Source organism: Sphingomonas leidyi, from assembly GCF_011761945.1.
In the GTDB taxonomy this organism is placed as follows: Bacteria; Pseudomonadota; Alphaproteobacteria; order Sphingomonadales; family Sphingomonadaceae; genus Sphingomonas; species Sphingomonas leidyi.
In genome coordinates this window covers 1,153,673-1,169,081 of sequence record NZ_JAASQV010000002.1, presented here as the reverse complement: position 1 = coordinate 1,169,081, position 15,409 = coordinate 1,153,673, and the positions used below count along the sequence as shown (strand labels likewise).

Here is a 15,409-nt window from a genome sequence, read left to right as displayed (position 1 = left end):
GTCACGCCGCCGAAAATATGGGCTCGCGCTCCCAAGGGCAAGGCCGCCGGCCACGCGTGCCCCCCGACGAGACACCGGAAAGGAAAAGGGCGGCCGCCCCCGGGGGACGACCGCCCTGATCTCGTCTTCCGGCAGGCCGGAAGCGCCGGCTTACGCGGCGGTCTTCACCTTCTCGGCGGCGACGGCAACGCGGTTCGACAGCGGCTGCGCGGCATCGCTGGCGAGCTTGATCAGCGCCTCGGTGTTCTTCGACGCCTCGGCGACGTACGAGTCGAACGCGCCGCGGAAATAGTCGCTCTGCAGCTTGAAGAACTCGGTCGGCGACTTGACGGCGGCGAGGTTCTTCAGCGCGGCGGTCGCGCTCTCGAACGACTTGCGGCCATATTCGGCGGCGTCCTGGCCCAGGCCCTCGAAGCCCTTGGCGGCGATGCGGCCCGACTCGACCAGCGCCTCGACATTGCCCTTGGCGAAGTCATTGGCTTCCTCGACCAGCTTGGTCGACTTCTCGACGGCGGCCTTGGTGCGGTCGTTCCACTCGGCGAACAGAGCCTGGGCCTTGTCGGTGGCGTTCTCGATGGTGGTCATCTTCCAGCTTCCCTTCACTTCCGGCGCGGCGACCGTCTCCTCGACGGCTTCGACGGCGGTGATTGCGGTTTCCGCGGCAACCTCGGCGATCTGCTCGACGGGGGTCTCGGCCACGGCTTGGACGGTTTCGGTTTCGGTCACTTCCTGCGGTGCTGCCTCAAGGACCGGGACCGGCTCGGCGACGACGGGAGCCTCGACGATCGTCTCGGCGGCCTTCACCGGCTCGGGCTTCTCAGCCTTGGGCGCAGCAACTTTCGGCGCGGGCTTGGCGCGCGCCGCAGGCTTCGGAGCGACGGGCTTGGGCGCGCCGGTCTTCGGTCCTTTGGTGGCCATGATGTGCCTTCCCCATAAAGCTATTGCTGCGATGCAGCATGTAGCTCTTCTTGCACTGCAATGCAAGTGACTTTTGTGCACTGCACAAAAATAGATAAAAGCCTGGGATAGCGCGGGAAATCAGCGCATCCGGACATAGCTTCCCGGCGCATCCTCCAAGGGCTTGAGCTTGCCCTTGCCCGGAATCCGCGCGCCCTTGGCCGGAACCCTGGCGGCATCGAGCGCGTCGAGCCAGCCGATCCAGTCGGGCCACCAACTCCCCTTGGTCTCTTTTGCTCCCGCGAAAAATTCGGTGAGCGATTCGACCTTCTCCGAATTGGTCCAATATTGATATTTCTGCGCGGAGGGCGGGTTCACCACGCCGGCGATGTGCCCCGATCCGGCGAGCACGAACTTGAGCGGCCCCCTGAAATACTGCGTGATCTTCCAGACGCTCTGCGCCGGAGCGATGTGATCCTCGCGCCCGGCCTGGACATAGGTGGGAGTCGCCACCTTCGCGAGATCGAGCGGCGTGCCGCCGATCGCCAGCGCGCCGGGCTGGACCAGCTTGTTGTCGCGGTAGAGGTCGGTCAGATAGCTCATGTGCCAGCGCGCGGGCAGGTTGGTGACGTCCGAATTCCAGTGGAGCAGGTCGAACGGGGCATAGTCCTTGCCCATCAGATAGTTGTTGGTGACGTAGTTCCAGATCAGGTCGCGCCCGCGCAGCAGGTTGAACGTCGCCGCCATGTAGCGCCCGTCGAGGAATCCCTCGCCGCCCAGGCTGCGAATCATCGCCAGCTGGTCGTCGTCGACGAACATGCCCAGTTCGCCGGCCTCGGAGAAATCGACCTGCGCGGTGAAGAAGGTCGCGCTCCGCACCTTCTCGGCCTGCCCCCTTGCGTGCAGCACCGCCAGCGTCGCGGCGAGCGTGGTGCCGGCAACGCAATAGCCGATCGCGTGCACGGCCTCCACGCCGAGCAGATCGCGCACCGTGTCGATCGCGTCGATCTGCCCGCCCTCGACGAAATCGTCCCAGACTATGTCCTTCATCGTGGCGTCGGCGGACTTCCACGAGACGACGAACACGGTGAGCCCCTGCTCCACCGCCCAGCGGATGAAGCTCTTCTCGGGATTGAGGTCGAGGATGTAGAAGCGGTTGATCCAGGGCGGGAAGATCAGCAGCGGCGTCGCATAGACCTGTTTCGCGCCTTCCGCCGGGGCATATTGGATCAGCTCGTAGAGCGGCGTGCGCTTCACCACCTTGCCCGGCGTCATCGCCAGGTTGCGGCCCAGCTCATAGGCGCCCTCGGCGGTCTGGGTCATCTGCCCCTTGGCCAGGTCGCCCAGCATGTTGGACAGCCCCTTGAGCAGGCTCTCGCCCTTGGTCTCGACGATCTTCTCGAGCACTTCGGGGTTGGTCGCGGGGAAGTTGGTCGGGCTCATCGCGTCGAGGAAGCCCCTGGTCGCGAAGCGCACCTGGTCCTTCTGCCTGGGGTCCATCCCCTCCAGCCCGTCGACGCCGCGCAGCATATGGTCGGCGATCACCAGATAGCTCTGGCGCAGAAAGTCGAACACCGGCTCCTCGCGCCATTGCGGCGCCTTGAAGCGCTTGTCGCGCGCCTGCTCGGGCGTCTCCTCGAAAGGCTGGGCGTTCTGCGGATCGAGGAAACGCTGCCAGAGCTTCATCGTGTCCGACCAGAAATCGGTGGTCGCCTTCACAGCCGCGGCGGGATCGAGCAGCGTACCGAAGGGCGGCGCGGCGTGCTCCATCATGTCGAGGCCGTGCTCGAGCATCATCTGCTGCGCGCGGCCGAGCACCCAGGTCCAGTGCTGCAGGTCCTCGAGATCGGGAATCGGCGGTGTGGTCGTTTCGGCCATGCTCATCCTCTTCAAGCGCCGCTTTAGCGCACCACAGGCAACTCGTCATTCCCGCAGGCGCGAACATGGCGTAGGACATGTGCACGGCACAAGTTCGTGCCGCGCTCCAATCCCTGAGAGACGAGGAAATGTCCGAAGAATTCTACCGCATGAAGCGCCTGCCCCCCTATGTCATCGCCGAAGTCAATGCGATGCGGGCAGCGGCGCGTGCGGCAGGGGAGGACATCATCGATCTCGGCATGGGCAATCCCGACCTGCCGCCGCCCCAGCACGTGATCGACAAGCTGGTCGAAGTCGCCCGCAAGCCCGATGCCCATGGCTATTCCCAGTCCAAGGGCATTCCCGGCCTGCGCCGCGCCCAGGCCAACTATTACGCCCGCCGCTTCGGCGTCGACATCGATCCCGAGACCGAAGTCGTCGTGACCATGGGCTCGAAGGAGGGCCTGGCCAGCCTCGCCACCGCGATCACCGCGCCGGGCGACGTGGTGCTGGCGCCCAACCCGAGCTACCCGATCCACACGTTCGGCTTCATCATCGCCGGCGCCACGATCCGCGCGGTGCCGACCACGCCGGACGAACATTATTTCGAAAGCCTCGAGCGGGCGATGGCCTTCACCGTGCCGCGCCCCTCGATCCTGGTGGTCAACTATCCGTCGAACCCGACCGCCGAGACGGTGGACCTCGCCTTCTACGAGCGGCTCGTCGCCTGGGCGCGCGAGAACAAGGTGTGGATCCTCTCCGACCTCGCCTATTCGGAGCTGTATTTCGACGGCAAGCCGACCGTGTCGATCCTGCAGGTCAAGGGCGCCAAGGACGTGGCGATCGAGTTCACCTCGCTCTCCAAGACCTATTCGATGGCCGGCTGGCGCATGGGCTTCGCGGTGGGCAACAAGCAGCTGATCGCGGCGATGACGCGCGTGAAGTCGTACCTCGACTATGGCGCCTTCACGCCGATCCAGGCCGCCGCCTGCGCCGCGCTCAACGGCCCGCAGGACATCGTCGAGGCCAATCGCCAACTCTATCACAAGCGCCGCGACGTGCTGGTCGAGAGCTTCGGTCGCGCGGGCTGGGAAATCCCCTCCCCGCCCGCGAGCATGTTCGCCTGGGCGCCGCTGCCGCCGGCACTGGCGCATCTGGGCAGCCTGGAATTCTCCAAGCAGCTGCTCACCCATGCCAAGGTCGCGGTCGCGCCGGGCGTCGGCTATGGCGAGAATGGCGAGGGCTATGTGCGCATCGCAATGGTCGAGAACGAACAGCGCCTGCGCCAGGCCGCGCGCAACGTGAAGCAGTATCTCAAGTCGATGGGCGTCAACACCGCGGCGAAGGCAGGCTGAGCCCGGGCCGGTGCTGCACGTCGATCCGCTCTATTCGCTTGCCGGCGTGCTCGTCGGCCTGCTCGTCGGGCTGACCGGCGTCGGCGGCGGATCGCTGATGACGCCCTTGCTGGTGCTCGTCTTCGGCTTCCACCCGGCCACCGCCGTCGGCACCGACCTGCTCTATGCCTCGGGCACCAAGGCGGTGGGCACCGTCGTCCATGGCTGGCGCGGATCGGTCGACTGGCGGGTGGTGCGGCGGCTGGCGACCGGCAGCGTCCCGGCGACGATCACCACACTGCTGTTCCTCAACGCCGCCCATCGCGGCGCCCAGGATACCGGGCATCTGATCTCGGCGATCCTCGGCGTCACCCTGATCCTCACTGCGATCGCGCTGTTCTTCCGCACCCGCATCGTGCGCGCGGCGGGACAGCGCTTCGCCAGGCTGGACGGGCGCATCATCGCCGGCCTCACCATAGTGCTGGGCGCGGTGCTGGGCGTGCTCGTCTCGCTCACTTCGGTGGGCGCGGGCGCGCTGGGGATGACGGCGCTGCTCGTCCTCTATCCCGGCGCGCCGGTGGCGCGGCTGGTCGGCTCGGACATCGCGCATGCGGTGCCGCTCACCTTCATCGCCGGCATCGGCCATTGGACGATGGGATCGGTGGACCCGGGCCTGCTCGTCGCGCTGCTGCTCGGCTCGATCCCCGGCATCGTGATCGGCAGCCTGATCGCGACGCGCATCTCCGAGCGCGTGCTGGTGCCGATCCTGGCGACGGTGCTCGCTATCGTCGGCCTGAGGCTGCTGAGCTAGGTGTCCTCGCCCGCGCGGGAACGGCGAAGCGGGAGTTGACGCGCCCCCTTCCTCGCGCCACCTCGCCGCAATGCGTCCCGGCTTCCAATTCTCCACCCGCTTCCGCGTCCGCTATTCCGAGATCGACGGACAGAAGATCGTCTTCAACTCGCGCTATCTCGAATATGCCGACGTCACGCTCGGCGAGTTCTGGCGCTGGGCCGATCTGGGCGATATCGGCCCCGACTGGCTCGATGCCGAGTTCAACGTCGTCCGCGCCGCCATCGACTACAAGAAGCCGTTCGTGTTCGACGACATGGTCGAGGGCTTCGCCCGGGTCGAGCGAGTCGGCACGTCGAGCATGACGATGCGCATCGAACTCTGCCACGCCGATACCGGCGAACTCCATACCGAGGTCGAGATGGTCAGCGTCCATGTCGACCTGGCGACGCGCAAGTCCAAGCCGATCCCGGAGAATGTGCGCGTGCGGCTGGAGGGGCTAGGGGGCTAGACCACGCGCCGCAGCAGGAACCAGACGATCTCGCGCCCCTGCGCGAAGCGATCGACCACCCTATCGAGCTCGGGCTGGATTGCCGCCAGCGAGGGCGCCCGGCAGTCCCCGTGCTGGCTGGGCAGCACTTCGCCTGGCCCCGGCGCAGCGGAGGGCTCGGGCGCTGGCGCAGTTTCCGGCTCGATCGCCACTTCCTCGGCCGCATTGGCGGTATCGGTCTCGTGGATGGACTTCAGCGCAGGGAAATAATCGCAGTTGAGCAGCGCCATATCGATGCCGCCCGGCGCCTCGCGCGTCAGTGCATAGCCGTAGCGCAGGCCATCGCCTTCCGGATCGTCCGACTGCACGAGATAGATGCCATGGCGCAACAGCTTGAAGCGGATGTTGAGCCGCCGGTCGGGCGCCGTCAGCCAATAGCCATCGCCTTCGCGGGCGAGCCGGATGAGCGGCAGCCGCTGGGCTCCGTCATAGGGACAATAGGTCGGCTGCACCTGGCGGCTCCGCCGCTTGCCCCGCTCGTCCGGCATGGGGAAGACATAGCCCGGTGTCACGCAATCCCTGCGGATGGCGGCGGGCATCTTCGCCGGGCCGGCAATCATGAACCGCTGATAGTCGCCATCGGCAAGGCCGGGCACGGTATCGCCTCGGGGGATGAAGGGTTGGTCCGAGCCCAGCGTGCATCCGGCCAGCAAGCCGGCGCACAACAGCCCTGTCGAACCAAGCCCGCGCAACGCCATCGCCTTGACCGATCCCGCCTCTATTGCGACACAATCATGCCGCAATTGGACTTGGCCAGCAAGGCGCCCCTATTCCGCCGCCTTCACTTCGGCCGCTTCGTCCTCGTGCACCACATCCTCGGCCAGCGCCCAGAGCAAGTCCCCCTTGCCCAGCACGCGCCCGTCATGGCTCAACACCTGGACCTGGCGGATCGGGCAGCTGTCGCGCGCATCGACCAGCACCGGAAAGGCCGGCACGCCCGTCTCCCAGCGCTCGCCCCATTGCCGGAGCGAAATCATCACCGGCAGCAGCGCATAGCCCTTGTCGGTCAGGCGATATTCGATCTTGCGGCGATCGTCGGCACAGGGCTGGCGCTGCAATATGCCCTTGTCGACCAGCCGGGCCAGCCGGTTCGCCAGGATGTTGCGCGCAATGCCCAGCTCGGACTGGAATTCCTCGAAATGGTGCAGCCCGTTGAACGAGCCGCGCAGGATCAGGAACGACCAGCGTTCGCCCATCGCTTCCAGCGCCGCCGGCAGGCTGCAGTCATTCGCCAGCTGGCGCAGCGACTCTCGAATGGCACCACCCATAACTTGTCATCCTACCGTAAAAGCCGACGCTACGGAATGCCGTAACTTCTTGCGCCGCAGCAAAAGTTTCTCGTTGCAACTTACTTTGATGTCAATTAAAAACCGGGTTGCAGCCCAGGCTGCAGGTTCTGACCCCAGGAGGATTTCCCATGACCCGCTTCTTCGCCGCAGCGGCTGCGGCCACGCTGGCCCTCGTCCCCGCTGCCGGCATCGCGCAGGGTGCCCCGAACGGCTATTATTCCGCGACTCCGGTGAGCGCGCCTGCCAAGACCAGCCTCGTCACGCGCTCGACGCTGTGGAAGTGCGGCGCCGGCACCTGCACCGCCGCCAAGGCGAACGCGCGTGACGGCATCGTCTGCGAGCTCGTCGCCCGCGAAGTCGGCAAGCTTTCGGCCTTCCGCGCCAACGGCGCCGATTTCGATGCGGCCGCGCTCGAAAAGTGCAACGCCAAGGCGAATTGAGTCGATCGGAGCCGGCCGCTTCGCCGTCGAAGTGGCCGGCTCCGCACGAAAAGCGCCGCAAGACGCGCAAATTTATTGCAAAGCAACAGCACCGGGCCCCATCTTAGATCCCGTGCTGCGCCAATATGAACTTGTCGACCGGGTCCTGAGCTACGACCCCGATGCCGATGAAGCGATGCTCAACCGGGCATATGTCTTCTCGGTCAACGCGCACGGCACCCAGAAGCGCGCCAGCGGCGACCCCTATTTCAGCCACCCGATCGAAGTGGCCGGCATCCTCACAGACCTGCATCTCGACGACGAGACGATCGTCACCGCGATCCTGCACGACACGGTCGAGGACACGGTGGCCACGCCCGAGGACATCCAGCGCCTATTCGGCGACAATGTCGCGCGCATGGTCGACGGCGTCACCAAGCTCTCCAAGATCGAGGCGCAGACCGAGAGCGAGCGCGCCGCCGAGAATCTCCGCAAGTTCCTGCTCGCCATGTCGGACGATGTCCGCGTGCTGCTCGTCAAGCTGGCCGACCGGCTGCACAACATGCGCACGCTCCACCACATCAAGAATCCCGACAAGCGCAAGCGCATCGCCCGCGAGACGATGGACATCTATGCCCCGCTCGCCGAGCGGATCGGCATGTACGAGTTCATGAAGGAGATGCAGACGCTCGCCTTTCGCGAGCTCGAGCCCGAAGCCTATGAATCGATCGAGAAGCGGCTCGACAGCCTGAAGATCGAAGGCGAGGACCGCATCGCCAAGATCGCCTCGGGCCTCAAGCTCCTCCTTTCGCGCGGCGGCATCGAGGCCGAGATCACCGGGCGCGAGAAGCATCCCTATTCGATCTGGAAGAAGATGTCCGAGCGCCACGTGTCGCTCGAGCAGCTCAGCGACATCATGGCCTTTCGCGCGATCGTCGACACCGAGGAGGAATGCTACCGCGCGCTCGGGGTGATCCACCGCCGCTGGCCGATGGTGCCGGGCCGGTTCAAGGACTATATCTCCACGCCGAAGCGCAACGGCTATCGCTCGCTCCATACCAGCATCATCCATGCCGGCGACACGCGCATCGAGATCCAGATCCGCACGCGCGACATGCACGCCCAGGCCGAATATGGCCTCGCCGCCCACTGGGCCTACAAGGCCAGCAACGTCCGGCCCGATACCCAGGTCAGCTGGATCAAGGACCTCATCGAGATCCTCGAACATGCCGAGAGCCCCGAGGAGCTGCTCGAGCATACCCGCATGGCGATGTATCAGGACCGGATCTTCGCCTTCACGCCCAAGGGCGAACTGATCCAGCTGCCCAAGCGCGCGACTCCGATCGACTTCGCCTATGCGGTCCATTCCAACCTGGGCGACCAGGCGGTCGGCGCCAAGATCAACGGCCGCGTCGTGCCGCTGCGCACGGAGATCGAGCAGGGCGACCAGGTCCAGATCCTGCGTTCCAAGGCGCAGGAGCCCCAGGCCAACTGGCTCAACTTCGCGATCACCGGCAAGGCGCGCGCGGCGATCCGCCGCCATATCCGCCACAAGGAGCGCGAGGAGACGATCGCACTCGGCCACAAGCTCTATGACGAGATCGTGCTGCGCCTGCCGACCCCGCCGGGCGACAGCGCGATCCCCGATGCGCTCAAGCGCCTCAAGTTGCAGGACGAGGCTTCGTTGATGGAAGCGATCGCCCGCCGCCAGTTCACCGATTTCCAGGTGATGGAAGCGCTGATGCCCGGCTCGACCGAAGGCGAGGACGAGCACGACCTGCCGCCCCAGCAGCACGCGATCGAGATCAAGGGCCTCACCCCGGGAGTCGCGTTCCACTTCTCGGTCGATTGCCGCCCGGTGCCGGGCGATCGCATCGTCGGCATCCGCCGGGCCGGCGAGCCGATCGAAGTGCACCGGATCGATTGCCCCAGCCTGGCCGACACCACCGAGGAAGACTGGGTCGATCTCACCTGGGGCAACAAGGCCGAGGGCGGCATCGCCCAGATCGAGATCACGCTGAAGAACGAGCCCGGCGCGCTGGGCGCGGTCGCCACGCTGATCGGCCAGCACAAGGCCAACATCCTCGGCCTGCGCATGGACAATCGCGACACCACTTTCCACACCAACACGATGGACCTGGAAGTGCGCAACGCGGCGCACCTGATGCGCCTGCTGGCGGCACTGCGCGCGGCGGACGCGGTGAGCTCGGCGGAACGGGCCTAAACCAGGCCGGGCTCGGATTGGCCCGCCGCGACGCGGGCCCGTTCAGGCCCGCCCGTGGATGAATTCGTCCAGATCGCTCGGGCACACGATGGGGTCGCGCAAACGCGGATCGCGGCACGCGGCGAGGAATTCGGCATGGTCCGGATGGCCGGGCAGGAAAACCGCCGTTTCGGCATATTGGTCGGGGCTGAAGGTCCCCCAATTGGTGATGCGGCCGAAATAGACATGGCTTGCACCGATCCGGTGCGCCAGGTCCACGGCATTGCCCATCTCGCGGAAATTCTCGGTCTGCACCGTGAAGGTGGTCGACCCGATCGGCAGGCCCCGCCATAAGCCACCATTTCGCTGCCAACTTCGTTTCGTATCCGTCCCGCGCCCGGCTAGACTGGCGATGAGCGGCGGGGGCCGGTTTCACATGCGCATGACACCCGGACCCCGATGAATCGCGCACGCCCTTCCGCTCGCCCATCCGGACCGGCGCTCGCCGCGAGCGTCCGGTGACAGCGAGAGGAAGATCATGGCCACGCCTCCATCTCCACCCCCACCCCCCTTGCCGCCCCAGCAGCCCGTCGGCCATTCCGGCCTCTATCCGGATGCCGATACCGCATGGAGCGTCTCGAACGGCCAGGTGATGGTCGCGCAGGTCGCGTCCGGCGTCGCGGGAACCCCGCAGCCCTTCGTCTTCAAGGGCGTGCGCTACCAGCCGACGCCGCTCGACATCAATGGCGGCGCCGCCGGATCGCCGATGGGCGACTTCTATTATATCGGCATGCAGAACCCCGGCACCGATGCCACGACCATGATCATGTACCAGCCGATCTGGGACCGCGACGTCGGGCCGAACGGCCTGATCCGCAAGCTCGGCGCCAACAATATCGGCGTCTATGGCAGCTTCAACATGCCGCCCTTCACGCTGTCGGCCCCGGGCAACGCCTTGCCCGTGGTGCCTTCGGCCGGCAACGCCACGATCGACTGGACCGCGCTCGGCCCGATCCGCTACGTCCCGGCCAACGGCCAGGAATATCCGACCTACATGCCCGCGGGAGCGAGCGACAAGCAGGCGCCGCCCTATTGGTATCATTATTGCCACGACGTCTTTCTCGACATGTGCTGGAACGGCGGAGTCGATCCGATCTACGTGTTCCTGTCGGTCGGCGTGTCGACGGCTGCCTTCTATTCGACGAACCCGGCGCCGGCGTCGGGCTCTCAATATACCCAGGTCCAGCAATATTATCTCGATACGGCGACCTGGCTCGGCCAGAGCTATGGCCACCACCCCGCTCTGGCCGGCTTCTACGTCACCAACGAGACGAACCAGCCCACCGCGAGCGGCACCTATGAGTATCGCGAATATTGGGATTTCCTGAACGCGGTGGGCGCGGCGCTGAAGCAGGGCGCGCCGAACAAGCTCACCCTGGCCGCGATGCAGGACGACACTGCCACGCTGACGACGCAGCTGGTCCAATATGTCTCGCCGCCCGTTCCCGGCGGCTCCGCACCGGCCACCGAGCCGCTCTATGTCGACAGCAAGGGCAACATCACCACGACCGCCACCGGCAACAATCCCGCCTACGCCACCGATGTCTATGGCCTGGATCTATGGGGCTGGAACCTCTACGCGGCACCCACCACGCTCACGCCGATCATCGCCTATCTGAGCGGGCGCAAGGCCGCCGGCCTGCCGATGGCGCCGGTGGTGCTGAGCGAGATCGGCATTCCCCAGGCGATGCGCTTCACCCAGGTCGCGAATACCGGCTTCGGTACGCTGGGCGGCAACGATCCCTATGTGGCGAATCCCAACGGCGAACTGGCGACCTGGGACTCGACCACCGGCGCGGCGGTCCTCTCGCCCTATATATCCGGCACGGTGCTGGGCCAGGAAAGCCTGGCGGTCGTCACCACCACCAGCACGGCGCGGACGTCGACGACCTTCTTCACCGAGAACCCCACCTACAATGCCGGCGGGCTGGTCGCGTACGATAGCGACACGGGGAACTACTGGCTCTTCCAGGGCGTGCCCCAGAATCCCGCCAGCCCCGGCCTGCCGCCGCCCAGCTGGATGCAGCTGGACGCCACGATCTACGGGGCGCTGCTCGAAGCGCTGCGGACCCCCAAGCATCCCCCGGCCGCGGCCGGCCCCGCAGTCGCGCTCTACGCCTATCTCCAGGCAGCCGCCGGCTTCCAGGTGGGCAACGACTCGGTCGCTCCCGCCAACCAGCTCCTCCAGGGCGTCCAGGTCTTCGAATTCTCCGACGAATGGTACAAATGGATGGACCCGACGGTCACGGACCCGACGACGATCCAGACGGCGGCCGGCGTGCACGATTTCCGCGACGCCCCCATTGCGCCCTGGGGGCCGGCGAATGCGCAATTCTACACCTGCTGGGAAGAGGAATGGTTCGGCCTCTGCTCGGTCCTGCCCGTCGGCCGGAACTCCACCGATCCGGCGATCGCCAGCGACGGCTGGCTCACCGGCGGCGTCGCCGACAAGCTCACGCCGCGCGCCAGCTACATGGTGGTGCAGCAGTTCTTCGCCCAATAGCCCGGCCTGGATGAAAAAGGGGGGCGAGCACGGGCTTGGGAACCGTGCTCGCCCCCAGCCCGCTCCGACCAAGGAAAGCGGGCCTTTCCCGAGGGGGGAAGCTATCGTGCGGCCCGGGTGGCCTGGTCCATCAGCGCCCGGGCGGTCTTGATCCCGTCCGCCTCGCTGGTCTTGCCCTGCTGGATCTCGTCGGCGATCTCGAGCACCCGGCCCGCGATCACCGTGCCGTGATCGGCTTCCTCGGTGATGCGGATGCCGCCCTTGGCCGTGGCGATCCGATCCCATTCGGCCCGGATCGCGGCCCAATAACCCTTGGTCGCCGCCCAATAATCGTCCGCCGCCTTCACGTCGAAGCCCGCGAATTTCGTATAGCTGTTGAGGACATATTCCTGGACGACCGGCACTGTCTTGCCGTCCATCTTCAGATTGTCCTGCCAGTGGATCCAGCCGGCCGGCGCAATGGCGTGGCGGTTGACGCCCAGATAGCGGTCATAGACGGGCCCGCGCACTGCGTCGCGCCGGGCGAGCGGCCGCCAGCTGCGGTTCGATTCCCAGCGGCGCACGCCGCCGACCTCGCTCCACCTGCCCCAGCCGCCATAGCGCGGGGAATCGTCGACCTGATAGACGGTCTGCGACCAGGCGCCCTTGCGTTCGGCGGCAGGCACCTCGGCCCAGGTCCAGGCATCGCGGTCCGAATAGACCAGCACCCTGGCGGGCTCATATTGCCAGTCCTGGCGCCAATGCTTGATCACCATCTTCTTGCCGTCGCCCGTGTCGACGACGAGCAGGTGCTGGAGCCGGATCGCCGTGCCCTTGTCCTCGATCACCCGGACGACCTCGTCGCCGCCCGAGACCTTGGCCGGGATCGGGGCGTAGTCGGCGCGCCAGGAAGTGCTCTCCTGCATGTCGAACTTCACCTTGTAGGTCCCCGCCATGGCGAGGATGTCGGCCCGGTCGGCCTCGAAGGCGGACCGGGCGGCCGGGGCGGGCGCCGCCTGGGCGAGCACCGGCACCGGCGCCAGCAGGAACAGGGCGATCGGAAGAAGCTGCTTCATGTCTTGGTCCTCAGAAGCGGTTAGAAACGATAGCTGATCGACACCGAGCCGTTGCGGCCCGGCTGGGTATAGGCGTCACGCACCGTGGAGCTGGCGGCCAGGCCGCGAATGTCCTGCCACAGCCAGTATTTGCGGTCGGTCAGGTTGAACACGCCGCCGCGCACCGTCACGCCCTCGGCCACGCGCACATAGGCAGTGATGTCGAAGGTGACGAAATCGCTGCCGGTGAAGCAGTTCGGCACCGCGCCGGCCGTGGCCGCATAGCAGCCCGATCCGCGCGTCCGGGCGATTTCCTTCTGCCCGCCATAGGTGGCCATCAGCCGGCCGCCGAAGCGCCGGTCGGCCGCGTCATAGCCGATGCCGGCCACCGCCTTGAGCGGATCGACCGACTGGAGCGGCAGCCTGGCGCCGTTGGTGCCGATCGTGTCGCCATGGGCATAGGAGACCGCCAGCGTGGCGCTCAGCCCCCGCGCCGGCCGCACCTCGGCCCGCGCCTCGATGCCGCGAATCTTCACTCCGCCCAGGTTCCGCCACTGGTAGATCCAGGGATTGGCTGGCGACGGGAAGGGCCGGCCGGTGGTCTCCACCTGGTCGATGAAGTCGTGATAGCGGGCATAGAAGCCGGTCAGGTCGAACGAGACCAGCGTGTTGAAATAGCGGAAGCCGCCCTCGAAGCTCTCGCTGTTCTCCGGCTTCAGATTCGGGTTGGCGATGCTGGTATAGCCGACCGGCGGGTTGGCGAAGAAATTGTTCACCTGGCTCGGCTCGGGCGCCTTGAAGCCCTGCGCGTAATTGGCGAACAGCCGCACGCCGTCGGACAGCTTGATCACCGCGCCGACCTTGGGCGAGACGCGCGAGCCGTCCTGCCCCGAAGCGGCGAAGGTCGGCAGCAGCGGATCCTTCTCCGGCGTCAGCCTGTACGCGTCGAAGCGGAGTGCCGGATAGAGCGTGACCGGCCCGAACGAGACTTCCGCCGCGGCGACCAGGCCGGCCAGCATGTAATCGGTCACGGGGAAGGCGCGGGTCGGGAAGGTCTCGCCTGCCGGCGGCACCACGCCGTCGCGCAGGCCCTTCTGGTTGGTCCAGCTGATGTCGCCCGCCAGCGTCAGCTTGGCGCGCAGCCCGTCGTCCGCGCCGAAGCCCAGGCGCACTTCACCCGATGCGCCATAGACGCGGTTCTCGAAGGTGTTGAGCCGTTCGCGATCGGCGACGGGGCTGCGGTCCTCGTCGGTGAACTGGCGATCCTTGCTGTTCTGCCAATAGCCGCTCAGCCGGGCGAATTCGAGCGTGCCTTCGCCGTGCCAGGTCCAGTCGCCGGCGATGCGGCCGCGCCGGCTGGTATCGCGCGCCTGCAACAGGTCGATCGTGGTGCCGGTGGCGGGGAGCGGGGTCAGGCCGGTCAGCACATTGGTGAAGAGACGGCTGCCGACATATTCGCCGGTAATCCGGAAGCGGCTGTGCGCGTCGGGCTCGTAGACCAGCCGGCCCAACGCGGCGTTCGAATGGCCGTTCTGCGGATTGGGCTCGGTGCGGGCCGTGCCGATGCCGCCGGTCGTGCCCTTGTTGTCGAGTTCATGATAGTCGCGGCGGGTATAGGCGACCATCGCCGAGAGATCACCGAAGCGGCCGGCAACCACGCCGGTCTCGGAGAATTCATTGTCCGCCGAGCTATATGCGGCGCGCGCCAGCCCGCCGACCTTCTTGCCGCCCTGCAGGAAATCCGAAGGGTCGCTGGTGGTGAAGCTGACGGCGCCGGCCAGGCCGTCGCTGCCGTACAGCGCCGAGGCCGGGCCGCGCAGGATCTCGACCGACTTGACCAGGCCGAGATCGACATAGTCGCCGCGCCCGGTCGATTGCGCGCCGAAGCTGAAGCCGTCGGGCACGCGCACGCCGTCCACCTGGATCAGCACGCGATTGCCGCCGATGCCGCGGATGACGAAGCCCTCATTGCCGGCGCGCCCCGTGGTGCCCAGCGCCGCGCCGAAACGGGTCGGGCCACGCGGCACGCTGATGCCCGGCTCGTAGCGGACCAGATCCTTGATGTCGGTGGTCAGTTCGTCGGCCATCCTCCGGTCGTCGATCACCGTGACCGTGGCCGGCACTTCCTTGACGTCGGCCGGAATGCGCGTGGCGGTGACGGTGATCGTCGACTCCTGCGCCGCGGCCGGCTTCTTCTCCTGCTCGTCCTTCGCCTGGGCCGGCAATGCCGCCGCCAATGCCAACATGCTCACCCCCAGCGCACTGAACCGCCCCATGCTCCAAAACCCCTTTATGCTAATGCAAGTGATTCTCAATCGCGATGTGCGTTAGGAGGCCCACGCGGCAGCGTCAACCCGGTAGCGAAGGCCGATCGCAGGGCGGCGCCTGTCCTACGGGCCCGGATTCCGCTATTGCCGGGAGTGCCTCCGGGCCGCTCCTTGTCTCGGCGGATCACCAGCACAGCATGGCGGAG

13 protein-coding genes are annotated in these 15,409 nt (G+C 66.6%); 6 read left to right on the top strand and 7 right to left on the bottom strand.

Features of this window, described 5'->3' with window-relative positions; all coding sequences use genetic code 11:
- Window positions 1-150: 150 nt before the first annotated feature.
- Together FHR20_RS15325 and FHR20_RS15320 are read right to left on the bottom strand one after the other, a co-directional pair.
- The gene (locus tag FHR20_RS15325; protein ID WP_167300417.1) at window positions 151-918 is read right to left on the bottom strand and encodes a phasin family protein; all 768 of its coding nucleotides are present in this window, start codon (window positions 916-918) and stop codon (window positions 151-153) included.
- Window positions 919-1,038: 120 nt separating this feature from the next.
- Window positions 1,039-2,781 (bottom strand): PHA/PHB synthase family protein, encoded by a 1,743-nt coding sequence (locus FHR20_RS15320; RefSeq protein WP_167300416.1) that lies wholly within the window; start codon window positions 2,779-2,781, stop codon window positions 1,039-1,041.
- Between the two features lie 122 nt (window positions 2,782-2,903).
- Between FHR20_RS15320 and FHR20_RS15315 the strand changes: the two genes are divergently transcribed.
- The 3 genes from FHR20_RS15315 to FHR20_RS15305 all read left to right on the top strand — a co-directional run bounded on the left by FHR20_RS15315 (window position 2,904) and on the right by FHR20_RS15305 (window position 5,389).
- A complete protein-coding gene (locus FHR20_RS15315; RefSeq protein WP_167300415.1) occupies window positions 2,904-4,109 on the top strand; it encodes an LL-diaminopimelate aminotransferase in 1,206 nt (401 codons plus the stop codon).
- A 13-nt stretch (window positions 4,110-4,122) separates the two neighbouring features.
- Window positions 4,123-4,899, top strand: a complete 777-nt coding sequence (locus tag FHR20_RS15310) for a sulfite exporter TauE/SafE family protein (RefSeq protein WP_167300554.1) — start codon at window positions 4,123-4,125, stop codon at window positions 4,897-4,899.
- A gap of 70 nt (window positions 4,900-4,969) precedes the next feature.
- Window positions 4,970-5,389, top strand: coding sequence for an acyl-CoA thioesterase (locus FHR20_RS15305; RefSeq protein ID WP_167300414.1), 420 nt, complete (start codon window positions 4,970-4,972; stop codon window positions 5,387-5,389).
- Here the strand turns inward: FHR20_RS15305 and FHR20_RS15300 are convergent.
- Together FHR20_RS15300 and FHR20_RS15295 are read right to left on the bottom strand one after the other, a co-directional pair.
- On the bottom strand, window positions 5,386-6,024 hold the full coding sequence (locus FHR20_RS15300; protein WP_167300413.1) for a hypothetical protein: 639 nt from the start codon (window positions 6,022-6,024) through the stop codon (window positions 5,386-5,388). The two genes, FHR20_RS15305 and FHR20_RS15300, sit on opposite strands and share 4 nt — an antisense overlap.
- 171 nt (window positions 6,025-6,195) lie before the next feature.
- Window positions 6,196-6,696 (bottom strand): winged helix-turn-helix transcriptional regulator, encoded by a 501-nt coding sequence (locus FHR20_RS15295; protein WP_167300412.1) that lies wholly within the window; start codon window positions 6,694-6,696, stop codon window positions 6,196-6,198.
- A 149-nt stretch (window positions 6,697-6,845) separates the two neighbouring features.
- Between FHR20_RS15295 and FHR20_RS15290 the strand changes: the two genes are divergently transcribed.
- Entirely contained in the window at window positions 6,846-7,157 is a 312-nt protein-coding gene (locus tag FHR20_RS15290) for a CC_3452 family protein (protein WP_086127430.1), read from the top strand.
- Between the two features lie 112 nt (window positions 7,158-7,269).
- Window positions 7,270-9,360, top strand: a complete 2,091-nt coding sequence (locus FHR20_RS15285) for a RelA/SpoT family protein (protein WP_167300411.1) — start codon at window positions 7,270-7,272, stop codon at window positions 9,358-9,360.
- Between the two features lie 42 nt (window positions 9,361-9,402).
- Here FHR20_RS15285 and FHR20_RS15280 read toward each other — a convergent pair whose 3' ends face one another.
- The gene (locus tag FHR20_RS15280; protein WP_208413603.1) at window positions 9,403-9,654 is read right to left on the bottom strand and encodes a hypothetical protein; all 252 of its coding nucleotides are present in this window, start codon (window positions 9,652-9,654) and stop codon (window positions 9,403-9,405) included.
- A gap of 223 nt (window positions 9,655-9,877) precedes the next feature.
- On the opposite strand from FHR20_RS15280, the gene FHR20_RS15275 reads away from it, so the two are divergent.
- Entirely contained in the window at window positions 9,878-11,902 is a 2,025-nt protein-coding gene (locus FHR20_RS15275; RefSeq protein WP_167300410.1) for a hypothetical protein, read from the top strand.
- Between the two features lie 101 nt (window positions 11,903-12,003).
- On the opposite strand, the gene FHR20_RS15270 is transcribed toward FHR20_RS15275, so the two are convergent.
- Together FHR20_RS15270 and FHR20_RS15265 are read right to left on the bottom strand one after the other, a co-directional pair.
- Window positions 12,004-12,957: a DUF6607 family protein gene (locus tag FHR20_RS15270; protein WP_167300409.1), complete on the bottom strand. Its 954-nt coding sequence runs from the start codon at window positions 12,955-12,957 to the stop codon at window positions 12,004-12,006.
- A 20-nt stretch (window positions 12,958-12,977) separates the two neighbouring features.
- Window positions 12,978-15,212, bottom strand: a complete 2,235-nt coding sequence (locus FHR20_RS15265; RefSeq protein WP_167300408.1) for a TonB-dependent hemoglobin/transferrin/lactoferrin family receptor — start codon at window positions 15,210-15,212, stop codon at window positions 12,978-12,980.
- Between the last annotated feature and the right edge of the window lie 197 nt (window positions 15,213-15,409).